The sequence below is a fragment of the Pedobacter superstes genome (assembly GCF_037622515.1).
GTDB lineage: Bacteria > Bacteroidota > Bacteroidia > Sphingobacteriales > Sphingobacteriaceae > Paradesertivirga > Paradesertivirga superstes.
The window spans coordinates 29,134-44,741 of the sequence record NZ_JBBJCN010000012.1 but is presented as its reverse complement, the minus strand read 5'-3'; the positions used below and the strand labels follow the sequence as shown (position 1 = coordinate 44,741).

Annotated in this window: 17 protein-coding genes; 1 reads left to right on the top strand and 16 read right to left on the bottom strand. The window is 39.2% G+C overall.

What is annotated here, in order from left to right:
• Positions 1–28 precede the first annotated feature (28 nt).
• From lepB to WG906_RS19050, 5 genes are all read right to left on the bottom strand, one after another.
• On the bottom strand, positions 29–1,468 hold the full coding sequence (gene lepB / locus WG906_RS19070; protein ID WP_339994489.1) for a signal peptidase I: 1,440 nt from the start codon (positions 1,466–1,468) through the stop codon (positions 29–31).
• A gap of 20 nt (positions 1,469–1,488) precedes the next feature.
• Positions 1,489–2,232: a 4-hydroxy-tetrahydrodipicolinate reductase gene (gene dapB, locus WG906_RS19065; protein WP_339994488.1), complete on the bottom strand. Its 744-nt coding sequence runs from the start codon at positions 2,230–2,232 to the stop codon at positions 1,489–1,491.
• Between the two features lie 82 nt (positions 2,233–2,314).
• Positions 2,315–2,998: a DUF5683 domain-containing protein gene (locus WG906_RS19060; RefSeq protein WP_339994487.1), complete on the bottom strand. Its 684-nt coding sequence runs from the start codon at positions 2,996–2,998 to the stop codon at positions 2,315–2,317.
• Complete coding sequence (locus WG906_RS19055; protein ID WP_339994486.1) at positions 2,998–3,909, bottom strand: ParB/RepB/Spo0J family partition protein; 912 nt, start codon at positions 3,907–3,909, stop codon at positions 2,998–3,000. The genes WG906_RS19060 and WG906_RS19055 overlap by 1 nt, the downstream gene beginning before the upstream one ends.
• Entirely contained in the window at positions 3,906–4,712 is an 807-nt protein-coding gene (locus WG906_RS19050) for a ParA family protein (RefSeq protein ID WP_339994485.1), read from the bottom strand. Before WG906_RS19050 ends, WG906_RS19055 begins: the two co-directional genes overlap by 4 nt.
• Before the next feature lie 165 nt (positions 4,713–4,877).
• On the opposite strand from WG906_RS19050, the gene WG906_RS19045 reads away from it, so the two are divergent.
• Positions 4,878–5,402: an NADPH-dependent FMN reductase gene (locus WG906_RS19045; protein WP_339994484.1), complete on the top strand. Its 525-nt coding sequence runs from the start codon at positions 4,878–4,880 to the stop codon at positions 5,400–5,402.
• A 38-nt stretch (positions 5,403–5,440) separates the two neighbouring features.
• Here WG906_RS19045 and WG906_RS19040 read toward each other — a convergent pair whose 3' ends face one another.
• The 11 genes from WG906_RS19040 to tsaD all read right to left on the bottom strand — a co-directional run bounded on the left by WG906_RS19040 (position 5,441) and on the right by tsaD (position 15,552).
• Positions 5,441–6,184: a LytR/AlgR family response regulator transcription factor gene (locus WG906_RS19040; RefSeq protein ID WP_339994483.1), complete on the bottom strand. Its 744-nt coding sequence runs from the start codon at positions 6,182–6,184 to the stop codon at positions 5,441–5,443.
• Positions 6,181–7,233, bottom strand: coding sequence for a sensor histidine kinase (locus WG906_RS19035; RefSeq protein ID WP_339994482.1), 1,053 nt, complete (start codon positions 7,231–7,233; stop codon positions 6,181–6,183). Before WG906_RS19035 ends, WG906_RS19040 begins: the two co-directional genes overlap by 4 nt.
• 9 nt (positions 7,234–7,242) lie before the next feature.
• Positions 7,243–8,022, bottom strand: a complete 780-nt coding sequence (locus WG906_RS19030; RefSeq protein ID WP_339994481.1) for a LiaF transmembrane domain-containing protein — start codon at positions 8,020–8,022, stop codon at positions 7,243–7,245.
• Positions 8,023–8,398: 376 nt separating this feature from the next.
• Positions 8,399–9,124 carry a metallophosphoesterase family protein gene (locus WG906_RS19025; RefSeq protein ID WP_339994480.1) on the bottom strand — a complete coding sequence of 242 codons (726 nt, stop codon included), beginning with the start codon at positions 9,122–9,124 and terminating at the stop codon, positions 8,399–8,401.
• Positions 9,125–9,126: 2 nt separating this feature from the next.
• Entirely contained in the window at positions 9,127–9,897 is a 771-nt protein-coding gene (locus WG906_RS19020; protein WP_339994479.1) for a metallophosphoesterase family protein, read from the bottom strand.
• 177 nt (positions 9,898–10,074) lie between these two features.
• Complete coding sequence (gene arsB / locus WG906_RS19015) at positions 10,075–11,160, bottom strand: ACR3 family arsenite efflux transporter (RefSeq protein WP_339994478.1); 1,086 nt, start codon at positions 11,158–11,160, stop codon at positions 10,075–10,077.
• 45 nt (positions 11,161–11,205) lie between these two features.
• Positions 11,206–12,045: an arsenite methyltransferase gene (locus WG906_RS19010; RefSeq protein ID WP_339994477.1), complete on the bottom strand. Its 840-nt coding sequence runs from the start codon at positions 12,043–12,045 to the stop codon at positions 11,206–11,208.
• Between the two features lie 55 nt (positions 12,046–12,100).
• Positions 12,101–12,430: an ArsR/SmtB family transcription factor gene (locus WG906_RS19005; protein ID WP_339994476.1), complete on the bottom strand. Its 330-nt coding sequence runs from the start codon at positions 12,428–12,430 to the stop codon at positions 12,101–12,103.
• A 177-nt stretch (positions 12,431–12,607) separates the two neighbouring features.
• Complete coding sequence (crtD, locus tag WG906_RS19000) at positions 12,608–14,074, bottom strand: 1-hydroxycarotenoid 3,4-desaturase CrtD (RefSeq protein WP_339994475.1); 1,467 nt, start codon at positions 14,072–14,074, stop codon at positions 12,608–12,610.
• Positions 14,075–14,160: 86 nt separating this feature from the next.
• A complete protein-coding gene (locus WG906_RS18995; RefSeq protein WP_339994474.1) occupies positions 14,161–14,346 on the bottom strand; it encodes a hypothetical protein in 186 nt (61 codons plus the stop codon).
• 204 nt (positions 14,347–14,550) lie between these two features.
• Positions 14,551–15,552: a tRNA (adenosine(37)-N6)-threonylcarbamoyltransferase complex transferase subunit TsaD gene (gene tsaD / locus WG906_RS18990; RefSeq protein ID WP_339994473.1), complete on the bottom strand. Its 1,002-nt coding sequence runs from the start codon at positions 15,550–15,552 to the stop codon at positions 14,551–14,553.
• Positions 15,553–15,608: the final 56 nt, after the last annotated feature.

Here is a 15,608-nt window from a genome sequence, read left to right as displayed (position 1 = left end):
GATTAAATCTAAAAACGTTCAGGTATGCTTAATGTATCCCGTCAAAAATTCTGCTCCACCTTATTTTCCCGAAAAGAGAACCATTCGCATCAAAGCTCATCCAGATGAACTTTGCCTTTCCAACGATATGATCTTCCGGCACAAAGCCCCAAAACCTTGAGTCTAATGAGTTATGGCGGTTATCGCCCATCATCCAGTAGTAATTCATTTTAAAGGTATATGAATCAGATAGTTTATCATTAATAAAAACCTGTCCGTTTCTCTCTTCAAATTTGTTCCCTTCGTAAACACTAATCACGCGTTTATAGATTGGAATTGTTGTGCTGTCAAGTTTCACGGTCATACCTTTTGCAGGGATAACAATCGGTCCATAATTATCCTCATTCCATTTGAAACGGGGATCCTGAGGATATACAGGGCTTTGAGCATTATAATAACCCGCAACCATAATTCTTGGAATAACCGATTTAATCATCGGCCATTTTTTGATGGTTTCAGATTCTTCCTTAGTCATAAACAAGACATAGGTATTGGCAGCTTCAAGCTGATATTCAATATCCATATCCTGCAAAGTGCTGGGATTAATATCTGTACCATCCGTAATTACAAAGTAAGACGACTGTCCGAATTGAGGAGTTTCGGCAGCTTTACCATTGATAAATACCTGGGTATTTACAATTTTCAATGTATCTCCCCCTATTCCCAGGCAGCGCTTAATATAATTTTCACGCTTATCCACAGGTCTGTTATAGGGTTCATCCGCATCCATAGGGTAATTAAACACAACAACGTCTCCCCTTTTTATATCTGTAAATCCTGGCAGTCTTCTGTATTTAAGGCTCAGCCCTTCCCAATAAGCTTTTGTGCCGGTAACAGGCATAGTATGATGAGCGAACGGAAATGCAAAGGGTGTCATCGGGATACGGGGACCATAATCCACCTTACTTACAAAGAGAAAATCGCCAATAAGAAGTGATTTTTCCATTGAACCGGTGGGAATGGTATACGCTTCCAATAAAAAGCTCCGGATCAGGGTTGCTGCGACAACAGCAAAAAGAATTGCATCGGCCCATTCACGGGTGGCTGTTTTCTTATATGCGTATTTCTCTTTAAATGTCTGTGTTGCAGACTGACCCAGATATTGAGTTTTTTTGTCAAATCCCCATACAGGAAAAGCGAAAAAAGGAATTACAATGCTGGCAACGTGTTCGCCGAAACTAAACTTCCCGAAACTTTTAGCAAAATCAATTAATATTCCGATACCTACTATAACATTTATGACCGGGATAAAATACAATACCATCCACCATAGGGGCCTTCCTGTAAGTTTTAGCATAATATAGAAACTGTAAACAGGAATAAGCGCCTCCCATCCTGCTCTGCCGGCTTTTACAAATAATTTCCATAAACCAACATGATAGGCAACAAGAAGCAGTATAATAACTATGTACAATCCAAGGTTTTCCATTAAACGTTTACTTTTTTATTTTATATATTAAAATCAAACATGTCTTTTACCGAATAAAAACCTTTCTTACCCTGTAACCATTCTGCTGCCAGTACTGCACCTAAAGCAAAGCCAGCCCTTCCGTGAGCCTTATGCTTGAACTCGATATCGTCTACTTCTGAACTATATATAACCGTATGGGTTCCGGGCACATCTTCAATCCTGTGCGACTCAATAAGCAGTTGTTCCGGCCTGGCAATAACTTCTTCGGCTTCTCCAACCAGCTCATTCACCCATTCATTCTTTCTGTTTAACCCATCCAGAATACCCTCGGCAATGGTAATAGCTGTTCCGCTGGGAGAATCTAGCTTTTGAGTATGGTGAATTTCTTCTACCAGCACATCATACTGAGGATATCGATTCATAATCTTTGCTAAAACCTCATTCACAAAGAAAAACACATTTACCCCTATACTAAAATTAGATGCATATAGTAATGAATTGTTACTCGCTTCGCACTGGGCTTTGATTTCCTCTATTTTGTCGTACCATCCTGTAGTACCTACAACCAAAGGTAAACCTGCTTCAAAGCAGCTCTGTATATTTGAATGCACAGAATGAGGAGTACTAAAATCTATAGCGACATCTGCATTCTGCAGGTTTTCTATTGTTTTTTGATCGATATTATTTTCATCAATCTTCAAAACTATCTGATGGCCGCGGTCTAAAGCGAACTGCTCTATTATACGGCCCATTTTACCATAACCTAAAAGGGCTATTTTCATTTGAATATATTTGTTTTTTGGAGATGATTTATCATGAGTAGATTCATCTGTATTGTTAAGCAGTTACAGGCACTCATGATTTTCATAACATTAAGTGAATTTTTATTGCCGGTACCGGCGAAATATATGCGTGGGAAACGGAAGGAATTAAAGAGGGGTGTATTCTGAGACCTAATTCATCACTGATGTCGAACCTGAAAAACTTTGCGTCCACATAAGCGTCAATTATATTTATGGCATATAATCCCACGGCAGCCAGTACGCTTAAATCGCGATTGCGCCTGTAATAATCTTTATATTGAATAAGTCCTTGCTGATCGGTAATTCTAATCAGGTCAGGATCACTCGTTTGACCTGGAAACTCATCTCTGAATTGCAATTCCCTTAAAAACTTCTTATAATATTTCTGATTGAAATCAACGGCTAAGCCCAGGCCGATAAAGCCTCCGTAAATAACAGGCACTTTCCACCAGCGTCCATTTGTTACCTGCCCCCAACCGGGAAGTATAGCAGAACGTCTGATGGCCCTGCCGGGCATTGCTTCCAGGGCAAGCCGGGCCGAATCTTTAAAAACTTCTGATTTTACCGGAGTTGTTGCCTTTAAATTAGCGGAGGTATCTTTCGGTGCATTAAAGACAGGGTTACGTTTAGCATCAGGATTACGAAGAGTAGAATCAACGACCACGACGTTTGAATCGGTCTGCGAAAAGCCATTAAACGCAAAACAGCAAAAAATCACAACCAGAAATACTCTTAAACGATACATTACCAGTCCAGCAGTTCAAGTATACGGCTTAAATCATCTTCAGAAACAAATGGAATTTCAATAGCTCCTTTACCGCCTGCCTGTACCTTCAGGGAAACTTTTGTCGCAAATTTTGAAGCCAGGTCATCCTGAATCTTTCTATATTCAAAAGAAACGGGTTGCGGTTTAGTTTCGATTTTTTTAATTCCTGATTTCTGGATATCACGTACCAGCTCTTCAGTTTTACGTACCGAAAGACCTTTGGCAAGTACTTCTTTATGTACATACAATTGCTTATCCACTTCTTCCAGCCCCAGGATAGCTTTGGCATGTCCCATGGAAATCTGGTTGTCGCGAATTGAAGCCTGAATTGCTGGAGGTAATTTAAGCAAACGCAAATAATTGGTTACTGTAGACCGATTTTTACTTACACGTTCACCCAGCTCCTCTTGTTTAAGATTACATTCATCCAGCATTCGCTGAAAGCTTAGGGCAACTTCTATTGAGTTAAGATTTTCCCGCTGAATATTCTCAATAAGAGCCATTTCCAGCATTTGCTGGTCGTTGGCAGTACGTACATACGCCGGAATTTCCGTTAATCCCGCAAGTTTCGAGGCCCTTAAACGTCGTTCTCCCGAAATTAACTGGTAAGAATTATTTCCGGATTTTCTAACTGTAATAGGCTGTATTAAACCCTGAAGCTTTATCGAATCCGACAATTCCTGAAGAGCCTCCCTGTCAAACTCTGTACGGGGTTGGTAAGGGTTAACTTCAACTTCACTTACTTTAACGTGAGATATTAGTCCGGAAGACGACCCCGGATACTCAGGATTCGTATTGCCTGCCAGAGGTTTTGATGACTGTACCGCCTCTGTATCATCCAATAACGCACTTAATCCTCTTCCTAATCCTGTTTTCTTTTGATACGTCATGAAATAACGGTTTCTTGTTTTGTTGTTTCTTCGCTAACCATGCCATTTTTGCGAATAATTTCGCGGGCTAAATTCAGATAATTAATAGAGCCCTTACAATTCGCATCATGCATAATTACTGATACCCCATAGCTTGGAGCTTCACTTAAACGGGTGTTACGCTGGATAATTGTTTCGAACACCAGCTCCTGAAAGTGAGTTTTTACTTCTTCTACCACTTGATTTGAAAGTCTCAGACGAACATCATACATAGTAAGCAGAATGCCTTCAATTTCCAGATCAGGGTTTAACCGGTTTTGAACAATTTTTATAGTATTCAATAACTTCCCTAATCCTTCTAAGGCAAAATACTCGCACTGAACGGGTATTATTACAGAATTGGCCGCTGTAAGCGCATTAATAGTTATTAAACCCAATGATGGAGAGCAATCGATAATTATGAAATCATAATCGTCTTTAACCTTATCTAACACCAACTTCATTTTGTATTCACGTTCGGCTAAATTGATCATCTCAATTTCGGCGCCGACTAAATCAATATGGGCAGGAAGTAAATCGAGATTAGGTGTTTCGGTTTTCTGAATAGCATCGCGGGGTTCTACATCATTAATAATGCATTCGTAGATACTGGCCTTAATAGTTCGGGGATCAAAACCAATTCCCGAAGTTGAATTTGCCTGAGGATCTGCATCCACCAGCAAAGTACGGTATTCTAATACAGCTAAACTCGCTGCCAGATTAATTGATGAAGTAGTTTTTCCAACTCCCCCTTTTTGATTTGCTAACGCAATAATCTTACTCATTCTTTATCCTGGTTTCAAGGGTAATTTGTGCTTTCTGAACGGCTAATAGCAAATTAAAATACTATTTTTACCATTCTGAAAGCCATTTAACAATCGCCTAAGATACAAACTTTAAACAATTTAATCAGAGCAACGCCTTTTGGTTTTACACATATTATCCACAAAATGACCACCATAATCGCAAGTACCAACCGACCCGAAAGTTATACTTTAAGAGTAGCGGAGCACTATAAAACAGGTCTTATGAATCTGGGGATTGAGTCAGAAATCTTGTCGCTTGGCAATCTTCCCGAGAAAATAATTCACCCCGCAATGTATGAAAACCAGAAAATTGAAAGCTGGCAACCCATTCAAAATTTAATTTCGTCCACTAAGAAATTCATTTTTATAATCCCGGAATATAATGGCAGTTTTCCCGGAATATTAAAAGTTTTTATTGATGCATGTGAATTTCCATCAAGCTTTAGCGGAAAAAAGGCAGCTCTTGTAGGAATCTCAACTGGTAAATATGGAAATATAAGAGGTGTTGATCATATGACTGGAATTTGCCATTATATGAACCTGGATATATTGCCTCTGAAGATTCATATACCGCATATCCATAAAGAATTTGACGAAAATATGAACTTATATAAAGAGGATACCTTAAAATTTACAAAACAACAGATTGAGAGGTTTGTGGGGTTTTAGGCTTCAATCTACCAATTCTAAGTCACCGAAAAAGACCTTTACAACTGAAGCAAGGTCTTCAGCTTCACATAGCCCGTTTTACTTACAGGAAGCCTTTCGCCGGATTTAATTACAACCTTGTACGAATCTTTTTCATAGGGTTCGAGCCTGGTTATTTCAGGCACTTTTACAATGAAAGAGCGATGCACGCGTACAAACTGTTTATCGTCCAGGTTATTCTCAAAAAACAGCATGGTTTTGTTTTTTAGAAATACGCCTTCTGAGGTATGAATTTTCACATAATCGTCATACGCTTCCAGGTAAATTACATCAGCTGTCGGAATAATTTTAATTGAAGTGCCGGCTTTCACAACAATGCGTTCGCTGTGCGCCGGAGAAACCGGTGAACTTTGTAACAATGCCTGAACCTGCTGCCGGGCTTCTGATAAATTTTGCCTTTCGATCCATTTCCCGACCGCTTTATTAAACCGGTCTTTAGAAAAAGGTTTTAGCAGATAATCTATTGCATGTGCTTCAAAAGCCTTAATGGCATATTCATCGAATGCTGAAGTAAATATTACTCCGGGGCGCTGTTCGATAAGTTCAAGCATCTCGAAGCCCGTAATTTTAGGCATCTGAATGTCCAGAAATATCAAATCGGGCTGATGCTGCGCAATGGCTTTAACTCCTTCAAATCCATCTCCGCATTCGGCTACTACCTCGATTTGAGGATATTCTTCCAAATACTCTTTAACCACCTCCCTGGCTAAAGGTTCATCATCTATCAGTATAGCTTTTGTCATACTTGCGGAATTCTTACGCTTGTTGTAAAAATATCATTTTCCCCTTTTGCATCAATCAAATCTGTTCTTGCAAATAATAAATATAGCCTTCGTTTAATGCTTTCCAAACCAAAGCCTGTTCCGCTTTTGGGTCTTACCGTATTGGTATCATACGGATTTTGAATAATCAAAACCAGGTATTTTTGAACGCACTTTGCCTCAATAACAATTGTCACTTCGCCTGTGGTGTCATATAAACCAAATTTTATGGCATTTTCTACAAGGGGTTGTAAGAGCATTGCAGGTAAGATCAAGCTGCTGCAACCCTCGTCCTGCTTTATCTCAGTTTTAAGCCGGTGCCCGAATCTCACTTTTTCTATATCCAAATATAATTGCAGGTGCTGCAGCTCCTCTTCCAGTGAAACAAATTCATTTTCTTCTTTCCGCAATGTACCTCTGAGAAAGTCGGATAGCTGATAGATCATCGTACGTGCCTCATCGGGCCTTCTGCCTATTAGTGCACTTATAGAATTTAAGCTGTTGAACAAAAAATGAGGCTGCAATTGCTGGCGTAATTTATATAATTCCGCATCACGGGCAAGACGCTCTGCATCAGCTTTCCGGCCTTCACTTTCTTTTTGTTCCTGTTGAGTGTACCATAGCATACTCATTAAACCCATTCCGCTGATAAGCAAGAAAGCGACACAAAACCTGATGATTAAAGATTTGTCAATTACCGATACATAAATATCATTAATAGTTAGCCCATCATTATAGAGGACCTTTAGAAGCAGGAATCTGGTAATGAAAACCGCAAGGACAGCTAATAAAAAGCACCAGGTAACGATATAAAAATACTTGCCTCTGCCAGGCTGATAATATCGTAATGTATTGCTAACAATAAGCGATGAAAGAATTATCATCAAGTTGCTGATAACAGCATCGATAGATACTGTTTGAAGGTCAAAACCCAGCCAGTACAAGGTTGCTGCATGCAATCCCATCCATATAAGCCAGGCCCCAGAAAGGAAGCCTAAAACACGCCTTGATGATAATAGCGGAGTTGCCACAAATTAAATTTAAAAGCTGCGTATATCAATGCCTCCAAAAATTGAAGTCCCTTTTATTACCAGGTGCTTTTCCTCAGAAATAGCCTGATTTGAAAACAATGGCCGTTTATCTTCTATGCCACCAAAAATCGCGACTAAATCGGATGTCACCTTCCAATGTGGTGGTACGATGATTTTTGTTCCACCAAAAACCTGAGTAATTTCTAATTCAACCCGCGGAAGAGTAATATCTGCCTGGGTTAAAATAATTTCGGCACCTCCCATTATTGCTACTATTTCACCGCCCTGAAAGTTTTTGGAAACTATATTTTTCTTTACTCCGCCAAAAATCGAAACAATATCAATGTAATCGTCCACAGAACTTTCTGTGGGAGGAATAGGTTCATTATCCTCATTCACCCGCTTATCCCAGGTCAGGTCTGAAGGCGTTTTTTCGTTATCGGATCCCCAATTTGTAATTTTCTTTTTTCCTATTATAAGATACAATCCTACTCCGATTATAGCTATTGGCCATACAAAATCGTCGAAATCGACATTTGGAATTATATCTTCCGCCAGGAAAATCAAACCGATAATTATTAAGATATAGGAAGTCGGATTTCGAAACTGGTGGCGACGGCCTGTAAATACCCCAATAGCAATTAACAGCATGGGCCAGCTGATAACCCAGTCAGGAATAAGAATACCCAGACTTTGAGAAAGCATGATGGCTCCAAATATCAGTAAAGCTATTCCTACCCATTTTTTTCCGGTCCCTGGCTTCCTGTTCTTATAATTTATTCCGTTCATTTCAGCATTTATTAATTAAACTTAGATAATATTTATTTCACACCGCCTGAAAATATTTTCAGATTCCTTTGCTGGCATATTGAAACAACTAACATTATGGATCAAATGTATAGGAGTTTAGACATGGAAACAACAGGTATTAGGCAGAGATGACAGGGAAGTCGGTAAAAGGGGCAGTTTGATCGGTTAAAACAGAGTGGATGAAAATCAAATCTCGTAAGCGATGCAAAGCTTTCCATGATAATGAATGGGAAACAAAAACCTGATATTAATTTCTTAAAAGCTGTTCATTCGGAATTAAAAGTTGATGCCGAATTTATTCTAACTCACGCTTAAGCAACGCAGACAGCGTTTTGAACGCTGTTTGCGTTAATTCCTAATACGCCCTCCTTAATCTATCCGCAAATTCATCGGGCAGCGGACTCTCTTCGACAGCTTTTGCGGCCTTTTCAACATCATATGAAAACCTGACGAACTCAACCAGAATATCCTCTTTATTACCATTACCCTCCTTCAAGGTTAACAACACATAGCAGCCGCGCGGGTCGCCGTCTTTGGGCTTACCAACCGAGCCCGTGTTTATGATTCGTTTGACAGAATACGTCCCACTATCCTCTATCTGGAATATTCTCTGGTATGGTAAATGCGAATGACCACAAAAGATTATATCCGCCCTGGTTTGTGTCAGCAAATCTAATGCATAATCTTCATTCATATCTTCAAGCATATACTCATCGATACTTCGGGGACTACCATGCACCAGCAGCATATTAAGAGATTCTGTATTTAACTTGTATTCCAGGCGTATATGCGAAGGCAGAGCTTTTAAGTATGAACGTTCCTCCTCACCGATAATACTATAAGCGTAATTCTTTCCTGATGCTTCTGAGGAAAGCCTTTTTACTTTCAAATCATGATTCCCGGCGATAGTTGCAATTCCCCTCCTGCGAATTTCAGCGATAATTTCATTCGGCCAGATGTTATATCCGACCAGATCGCCTAAACAATAAATTGAATCAGGTTTTTTATGGTCCAAATCGTCAAGAAAAGCTTCAAAAGCCGGAAGATTGGCGTGGACATCAGAAAACAATGCTATTCTCATATTTAGGCTTTGCGTAACATATCGGCATATTCATTTGGAAGCGGGCTATTTTCTATCGCTTTTGCAGCCATTTCAACATCGTATTCGAAACGGATAAATTCTACCTGAATGCTTTCGCTATCAAAAATCGAACTATTTTCTTTAATCGTAAGCATTACATAGCCACCGCGGGGATCCCCGTCTTTTGGCTTTCCTACTGATCCAATATTTATTGCGTGACGAAAACGTTCAGAACCTTCAGCTTCTGATGATAAAATCCGATGAAACGGTTTATGAGTATGACCAAAGCACATAATATCAGCATCTGCCTGTTCCATAATACGCAACAGACTCTTTTCTTCACGATCTTCAAACAGGTATTCATTAACCTTTCTGGGACTGCCATGAACCAATAAAAGATTCAGGCTGTCTCCATTTAACTGAAACTCCAATCGGATATGAGAGGGAAGAGTTCTCAGATAAGCCCGTTCTTCATCGTTTATCTGTTCATTGGTATATGATATGGAGGTTTTTCCCATCGCCTTTTCATAATCTGTTTTATATGCGCATCCGCATTCATCGCTATGCCTGCCAATTCCAAAATCATAATTTCCGGTAATGGTTGGTATACCCCGTTTACGGATTTCATTAATTACTTCATTTGGCCAGATATTGTAACCTACCAAATCGCCCAGACAATAAATGGCATCAGTTTTTTTAGCGTCTATATCTTTGAAAAAAGCTTCCAGCGCCGGAAGATTTGCGTGTATGTCTGAAAATAGAGCGATTTTCATTTGAAGAGATTTTTCGTTTATGAATATTGTTTTTTTGTACTCAAGAGGGCTCCGCCGTTTGAGAGGTGAGATATTAAATATGAGATTTGGCAGGCTTTCATATTGGTTTGTGAGGAGAGAGTAGTCGGACTCATTGAGTAAATAACCGTTTTTTTTTTAGGAATACTGCTGTATAACTTATTCAAGAAATTCCTTCTTATAATATTTTTTTCGGAGCCAAAAGGCAACATTTACGAGTGCAATTAATGCAGGAACCTCTACCAAAGGCCCTATAACTCCGGCGAAAGCCTGACCCGAATTAATTCCGAAAACACCGATTGCTACTGCTATTGCCAGCTCAAAATTGTTTCCTGCTGCGGTGAAGGCAATAGAAGCATTCTGGGAATAATCAGCACCCAATGCCTTTCCGAAAAAGAAACTGACCACAAACATAATGGCAAAATAAATAACTAAAGGGATTGCAATTCTGACAACATCCATTGGTATCTGAACAATCAGCTCGCCTTTTAAACTGAACATCACCACAATAGTAAAAAGCAGTGCGATTAAAGTTATGGGAGAAATAAAAGGAATAAATTTCTTTGTAAACCATTCCTCACCTTTTAAGTTTATTAATCCATAGCGACTGATAAGTCCTGCGGCAAATGGCATGCCCAGGTAAATGCCTACAGATTTGGCAATTTCGCCAATGGAGACATCAACAACAGAACCTTCCATTCCAAACACTGGCAGAAGCAAGGTTATGAATACATATGCATAAACACTATATAGGAAAACCTGAAAAATACTGTTTAAGGCTACCAAACCAGCCGCGTATTCTCTGCTTCCTCCTGCCAATTCATTCCACACCATTACCATAGCAATGCAGCGTGCAAGTCCGATCAGAATTAAGCCCACCATATACTCTGGCTTATCATGGAGTAATGTAACCGCTAGTATGAACATCAAAGCAGGTCCGATTACCCAGTTTAATAATAATGATGCACTCAAAACTTTTGTATTTCTGAAAACTTCAGCAAGATTCTCGTACTTCACTTTTGCCAGGGGAGGATACATCATCAAAATTAATCCGATAGCTAAAGGGATATTCGTTGTACCGTCGGAAAATGAATTTATAAATATTGAGGACGATGGCAAAAAGTACCCTATGGCAACACCAAGAACCATCGCGAGAAAAATCCATAAGGTTAGATATTGATCGAGGAAACTCAATTTTTTTCTTTGTGCCGCCGGAGCACAATTATTAGCTGACGTAGTTATCATTTGATTATTTATGAATGCAGTCCAGACAAATCCTTAATCTTATTTTTAGCAACATCCCGGCTCACAACAAGCTTTCGCCTCAGGCTTCTGAGCAAACACACTGATACTGAATATTCCGGTATTACCCGATTTAAAATCAACAAGTTCCAGGGGATTTAAATAATTTATTAAAATATCATCAGGAATAACAATTACTTTTTCTTTTTGCAATTTTATCTTTTCGAACCCATTGCTCCTAATCAATTCTAAATACTTTTCTTTTTGAATTGCACCAGAAACGCAGCCTGCATACATTTCTGCCGCGTCCTGAAGCTGAGAAGGCAAATTACCCACCAACACTATATCAGAAATACTGAAGTGGCCCCCGGGTTTTAACACTCTGTAAATCTCCTTAAATACATTATCCTTGTTGGGTACAAGATTTAATACACAATTGCTAACGATAACATCGGCTGTATTCGCAGAAACCGGCATTTTTTCAATATCGCCGATGCGAAACTCCACATTGTTAAAACCAAGTTTCTCTGCATTTTCCCTGGCTTTATTTATCATTGCTTCTGTAAAATCAATACCGATTACTTTACCTGCCTCACCGGTCTCGGCACGGGCAATAAAACAATCGTTACCAGCTCCAGAGCCTAAATCAATTACCACGTCTCCCCCTTTAATCTGCGCAAACTGAGTTGGTAATCCACAACCCAAACCTAAATCCGCATCAGGATTATATCCTTCAAGCTTACTGTAATCATCATTCATGATATTATAGACTTCGGAACTGCAGCAGCCAGAACCACAACAGGCGCTTTCATTTAATGCTTTATCCTGTAAAGCGATCTCACTATATTTTTGCCTTACCAGATCTTTAATTTCTTCTTCAGTTTTCATGATTTTTGGATTTATATCATTGCAATATTGCGATTATTAGGAGTAAAAAAATTTTTTAACAGCAGTTCGATGCTAACTTATAGGAACCAATAAATTTCTTCATTATATTCTCAAACATTTTCCAGGTTACCGGATTGATGCAATAGCATACGCTCACGCCCTCAATAGTTCCTTGTATCAGACCTGCATTTTTCAATTCTTTTAAATGCTGTGATATTGTTGCCTGAGCCAGACCTAGCTCTTCTACCAGATCTCCGCATATACAGGCCTTTGTTTTAATCACATGCTGTAAAATTGCTATACGGGCAGGATGCGCTACAGCCTTTAATAACTGGGCTAATTTATTCTGCTCTTCTGTAAATATTTCGGATTTTGTCAGTCCCATTACATTGCAATATTACGATATATATAAATAAGTTCAAAATCTATTTTTACTTTGGTCAGAAAAGCGTTCTGTCAGGTTATAAGCCTGCTAGCGGTCACTATTGATAAAAGTCGAATAGCGACCACTTAATACTTATTTCGCTCCAGGAAGAACGTTTTTTGGCATTTATTTATTTATTTATTTATTCTCTACCAGATCACTTACAATTTTAGCAGATAAAAGAGACAATGGGATCCCCCCGCCCGGATGGACACTTCCGCCCGCGAAGAACAGGCCTTTTAATTTTGAAGAAAAATTTGGATGCCGCAGGAAAGCTGCAAACTTATTATTTGAACTCGTGCCATATAAAGAGCCCTGGTATGACGATGTTTTAAACTCTATAGATCTGGGATCTAAAATTGTTTCACATTGAATGAGCGATCTAATGTCCATTTTTAACATCCTGCTCAACTTTTTCAGAATATTAATCCTGGCTTCCGCAATGAGTATATCCCAATCCTGCCCGCTATTTGCCGGAACATTTATCATGACAAACCAATTTTCGCAACCGGCCGGGGCGTCATCGGTCTTATATTTCGAAGTTATATTTATATAAACTGTCGGATCATGATAAATTTTTTGTTCTTTCCAGATCGCGTTAAATTCCTGTTTATAATTATCGCTAAAGAAAATATTATGAAGATCAAGCTGCGGAAACTCGGCTTTAATGCCCCAGTAAAAAATCAAAGCAGAACTGCTTCTTTCCTGGTCAAGTTTACGTACAGGTGCCTTTTGATGTGGTAAAAGCTTTTTATAAGTAAACCAAACATCCATATTGGAAACTACAACCGATGATTTTTCCAGAACTCCTTTGACTTTCACTCCCTGGACCACCTCATTTTTGAGTACAATCTCATCAACCTCTGAGTTATAAAGAAACTGTACTCCTAAGTCCTTAGCAAGCTTTACCAGGCTGGTGGTAATACTATACATTCCGCCTTTAGGAAAATATGCCCCGTAGTGGTACTCCAAATGCGGAATTACATTTAAAGTGGCCGGAGCCTGATAGGGATCAGAACCATTATAGGTAGCATACCGGTTAAACAATTGAACAGTTTTCTTATCGCTAAAGAACGTTTCATTTGCTTTATTCATACTTCGCATCGGATCTATTTCACTGATCCGAAGAAATGATTTTACTGTATCCCAGCTTAGATATGTTTTTAAACGATGGAGGGATTTTTCAAGAAAAACAGGATTTGTAATTGAATAAATCGTCCCGCTTTTTTTCAAAAACATTTTCACTGAGGATGCCTTATCAGAAGTTTTGGAAGCTATCTCTTCAGCGAATTTCTCGGTATCGGACCAGGCAGTAATTCTTGTATTGTCCTCATAAAAATAGTTGCATATTTTATCCAGACTCTTGTATTGAAAATAATCTCCGGGATTTTTTTCAGAAAGGATAAATAATTCATCCACGTATTGAGGCATGGTGAACAAACTCGGCCCGGCATCAAAACGATAGCCTTTCGTTTCGAGCTCTGACAGCTTGCCCCCCGGACCAGCATTGGCTTCGAAAACTTTTACCGAATATCCTTTTAACGCTAACCGTATCGCGGTAGCAACCCCTGCAATGCCTGCTCCTATTACTATCGCTTGTTTCATCAAATTAATTTTCCTGGAAGAGTGACCGCTTTCAGGCATGGTCGTGCTGAACTTGTTTTCAGCATCTTACATAATAGGTAACCTCATCATTTCTGCGTATCGTCATTGCCGACCCGATCGGCAATCGTAACACGCTGTACCATTATCTTACCAAGCATTAAGATTCCTGCCTGCGCAGGAATGACGGACCTGGATAATCTCGCATTTAACACCATCATCGTTCCAACAACAATCGTATCCCACCAAATCGTCATTGCCGACCAGATCGCCAATCCTAATGCGCTATACCAAATATTTTACTTATTCCGGTTTACGTAATAAGAGATCACAATCGCTGCTATAAATATTATACCGACAACTACTGCTCCTAGTTTGCCATTTTGTTTATCTTTTAAAATAATTGAATAGATAACAAAAATAAGAGGGACGACGATAACGAGTCCGAAAATTAATGATGTAATGCCCATTTTATTGATTTAAAAACTCATTCTTGCCAGTGGCGCAATATCCTGCCCAACAAAATCCTTCGCTAAAAATTTATAATAACCAGCAATTGCGATCATTGCGGCATTGTCTGTACAATATTCGAAAGATGGGATATAAACATTCCATCCATTTTTTTCAGCAGCCTGCTCAAGGCCGGTACGCAAGCCAGAGTTTGCAGACACTCCACCCGCTATAGCTATATCCTTAATATTATACTCCTGGGCGGCACGTTTTACCTTGGCCAGTAATATGGTGACTATTCTATGCTGAACCGATGCGCAGATATCTGCAAGGTTATTCTCAACAAAGTGTTCATCAATCTTTTTATTGTCTCTGATAAAATATAAAATAGCCGTTTTTAACCCGCTAAAGCTAAAATCGAGCCCGCCGATCTGCGGCTCAGGAAAAGAATACGCCAGGGGATTTCCTTGCTTTGCATATTTATCTATCAGGGGACCACCGGGGTAAGGCAGATTTAAAATTTTTGCTGTTTTATCAAAAGCTTCACCTGCGGCATCATCTGTCGTCTGACCTACGATCTCCATTTCAAAGTAATCTTTAACCAACACAATTTGAGTATGTCCTCCTGATACAGTAAGGCAAAGGAAAGGGAAAGGGGGTTTAGGATCGTCAATAAAATGAGCCAGAATATGGGCCTGCATATGATTTATCTCAATTAACGGGATGGAATTTGCAAGTGCAAATGCCTTCGAAAATGAAGTTCCAACTAACAAAGAACCAAGTAAACCCGGACCGCGAGTAAAAGCTACTGCGCTAATGTCTTTTTTACGTATTTTTGCAGCCGCAATGGCTTCTTGAACAACAGGAATTATATTTTGCTGATGTGCCCTGGACGCAAGTTCGGGAACAACACCACCATAATTTTGATGAACTATTTGATTCGCTATACTATTTGAATAGATTTTACCGTCTATACATATAGAAGCTGAAGTTTCATCACACGAAGATTCTATACCAAGGATTATTGCCAAAACTGTATCTTAAATTTTTTGTTTGCTAGTTAAACTACAAAATTATCAAAAAAGTA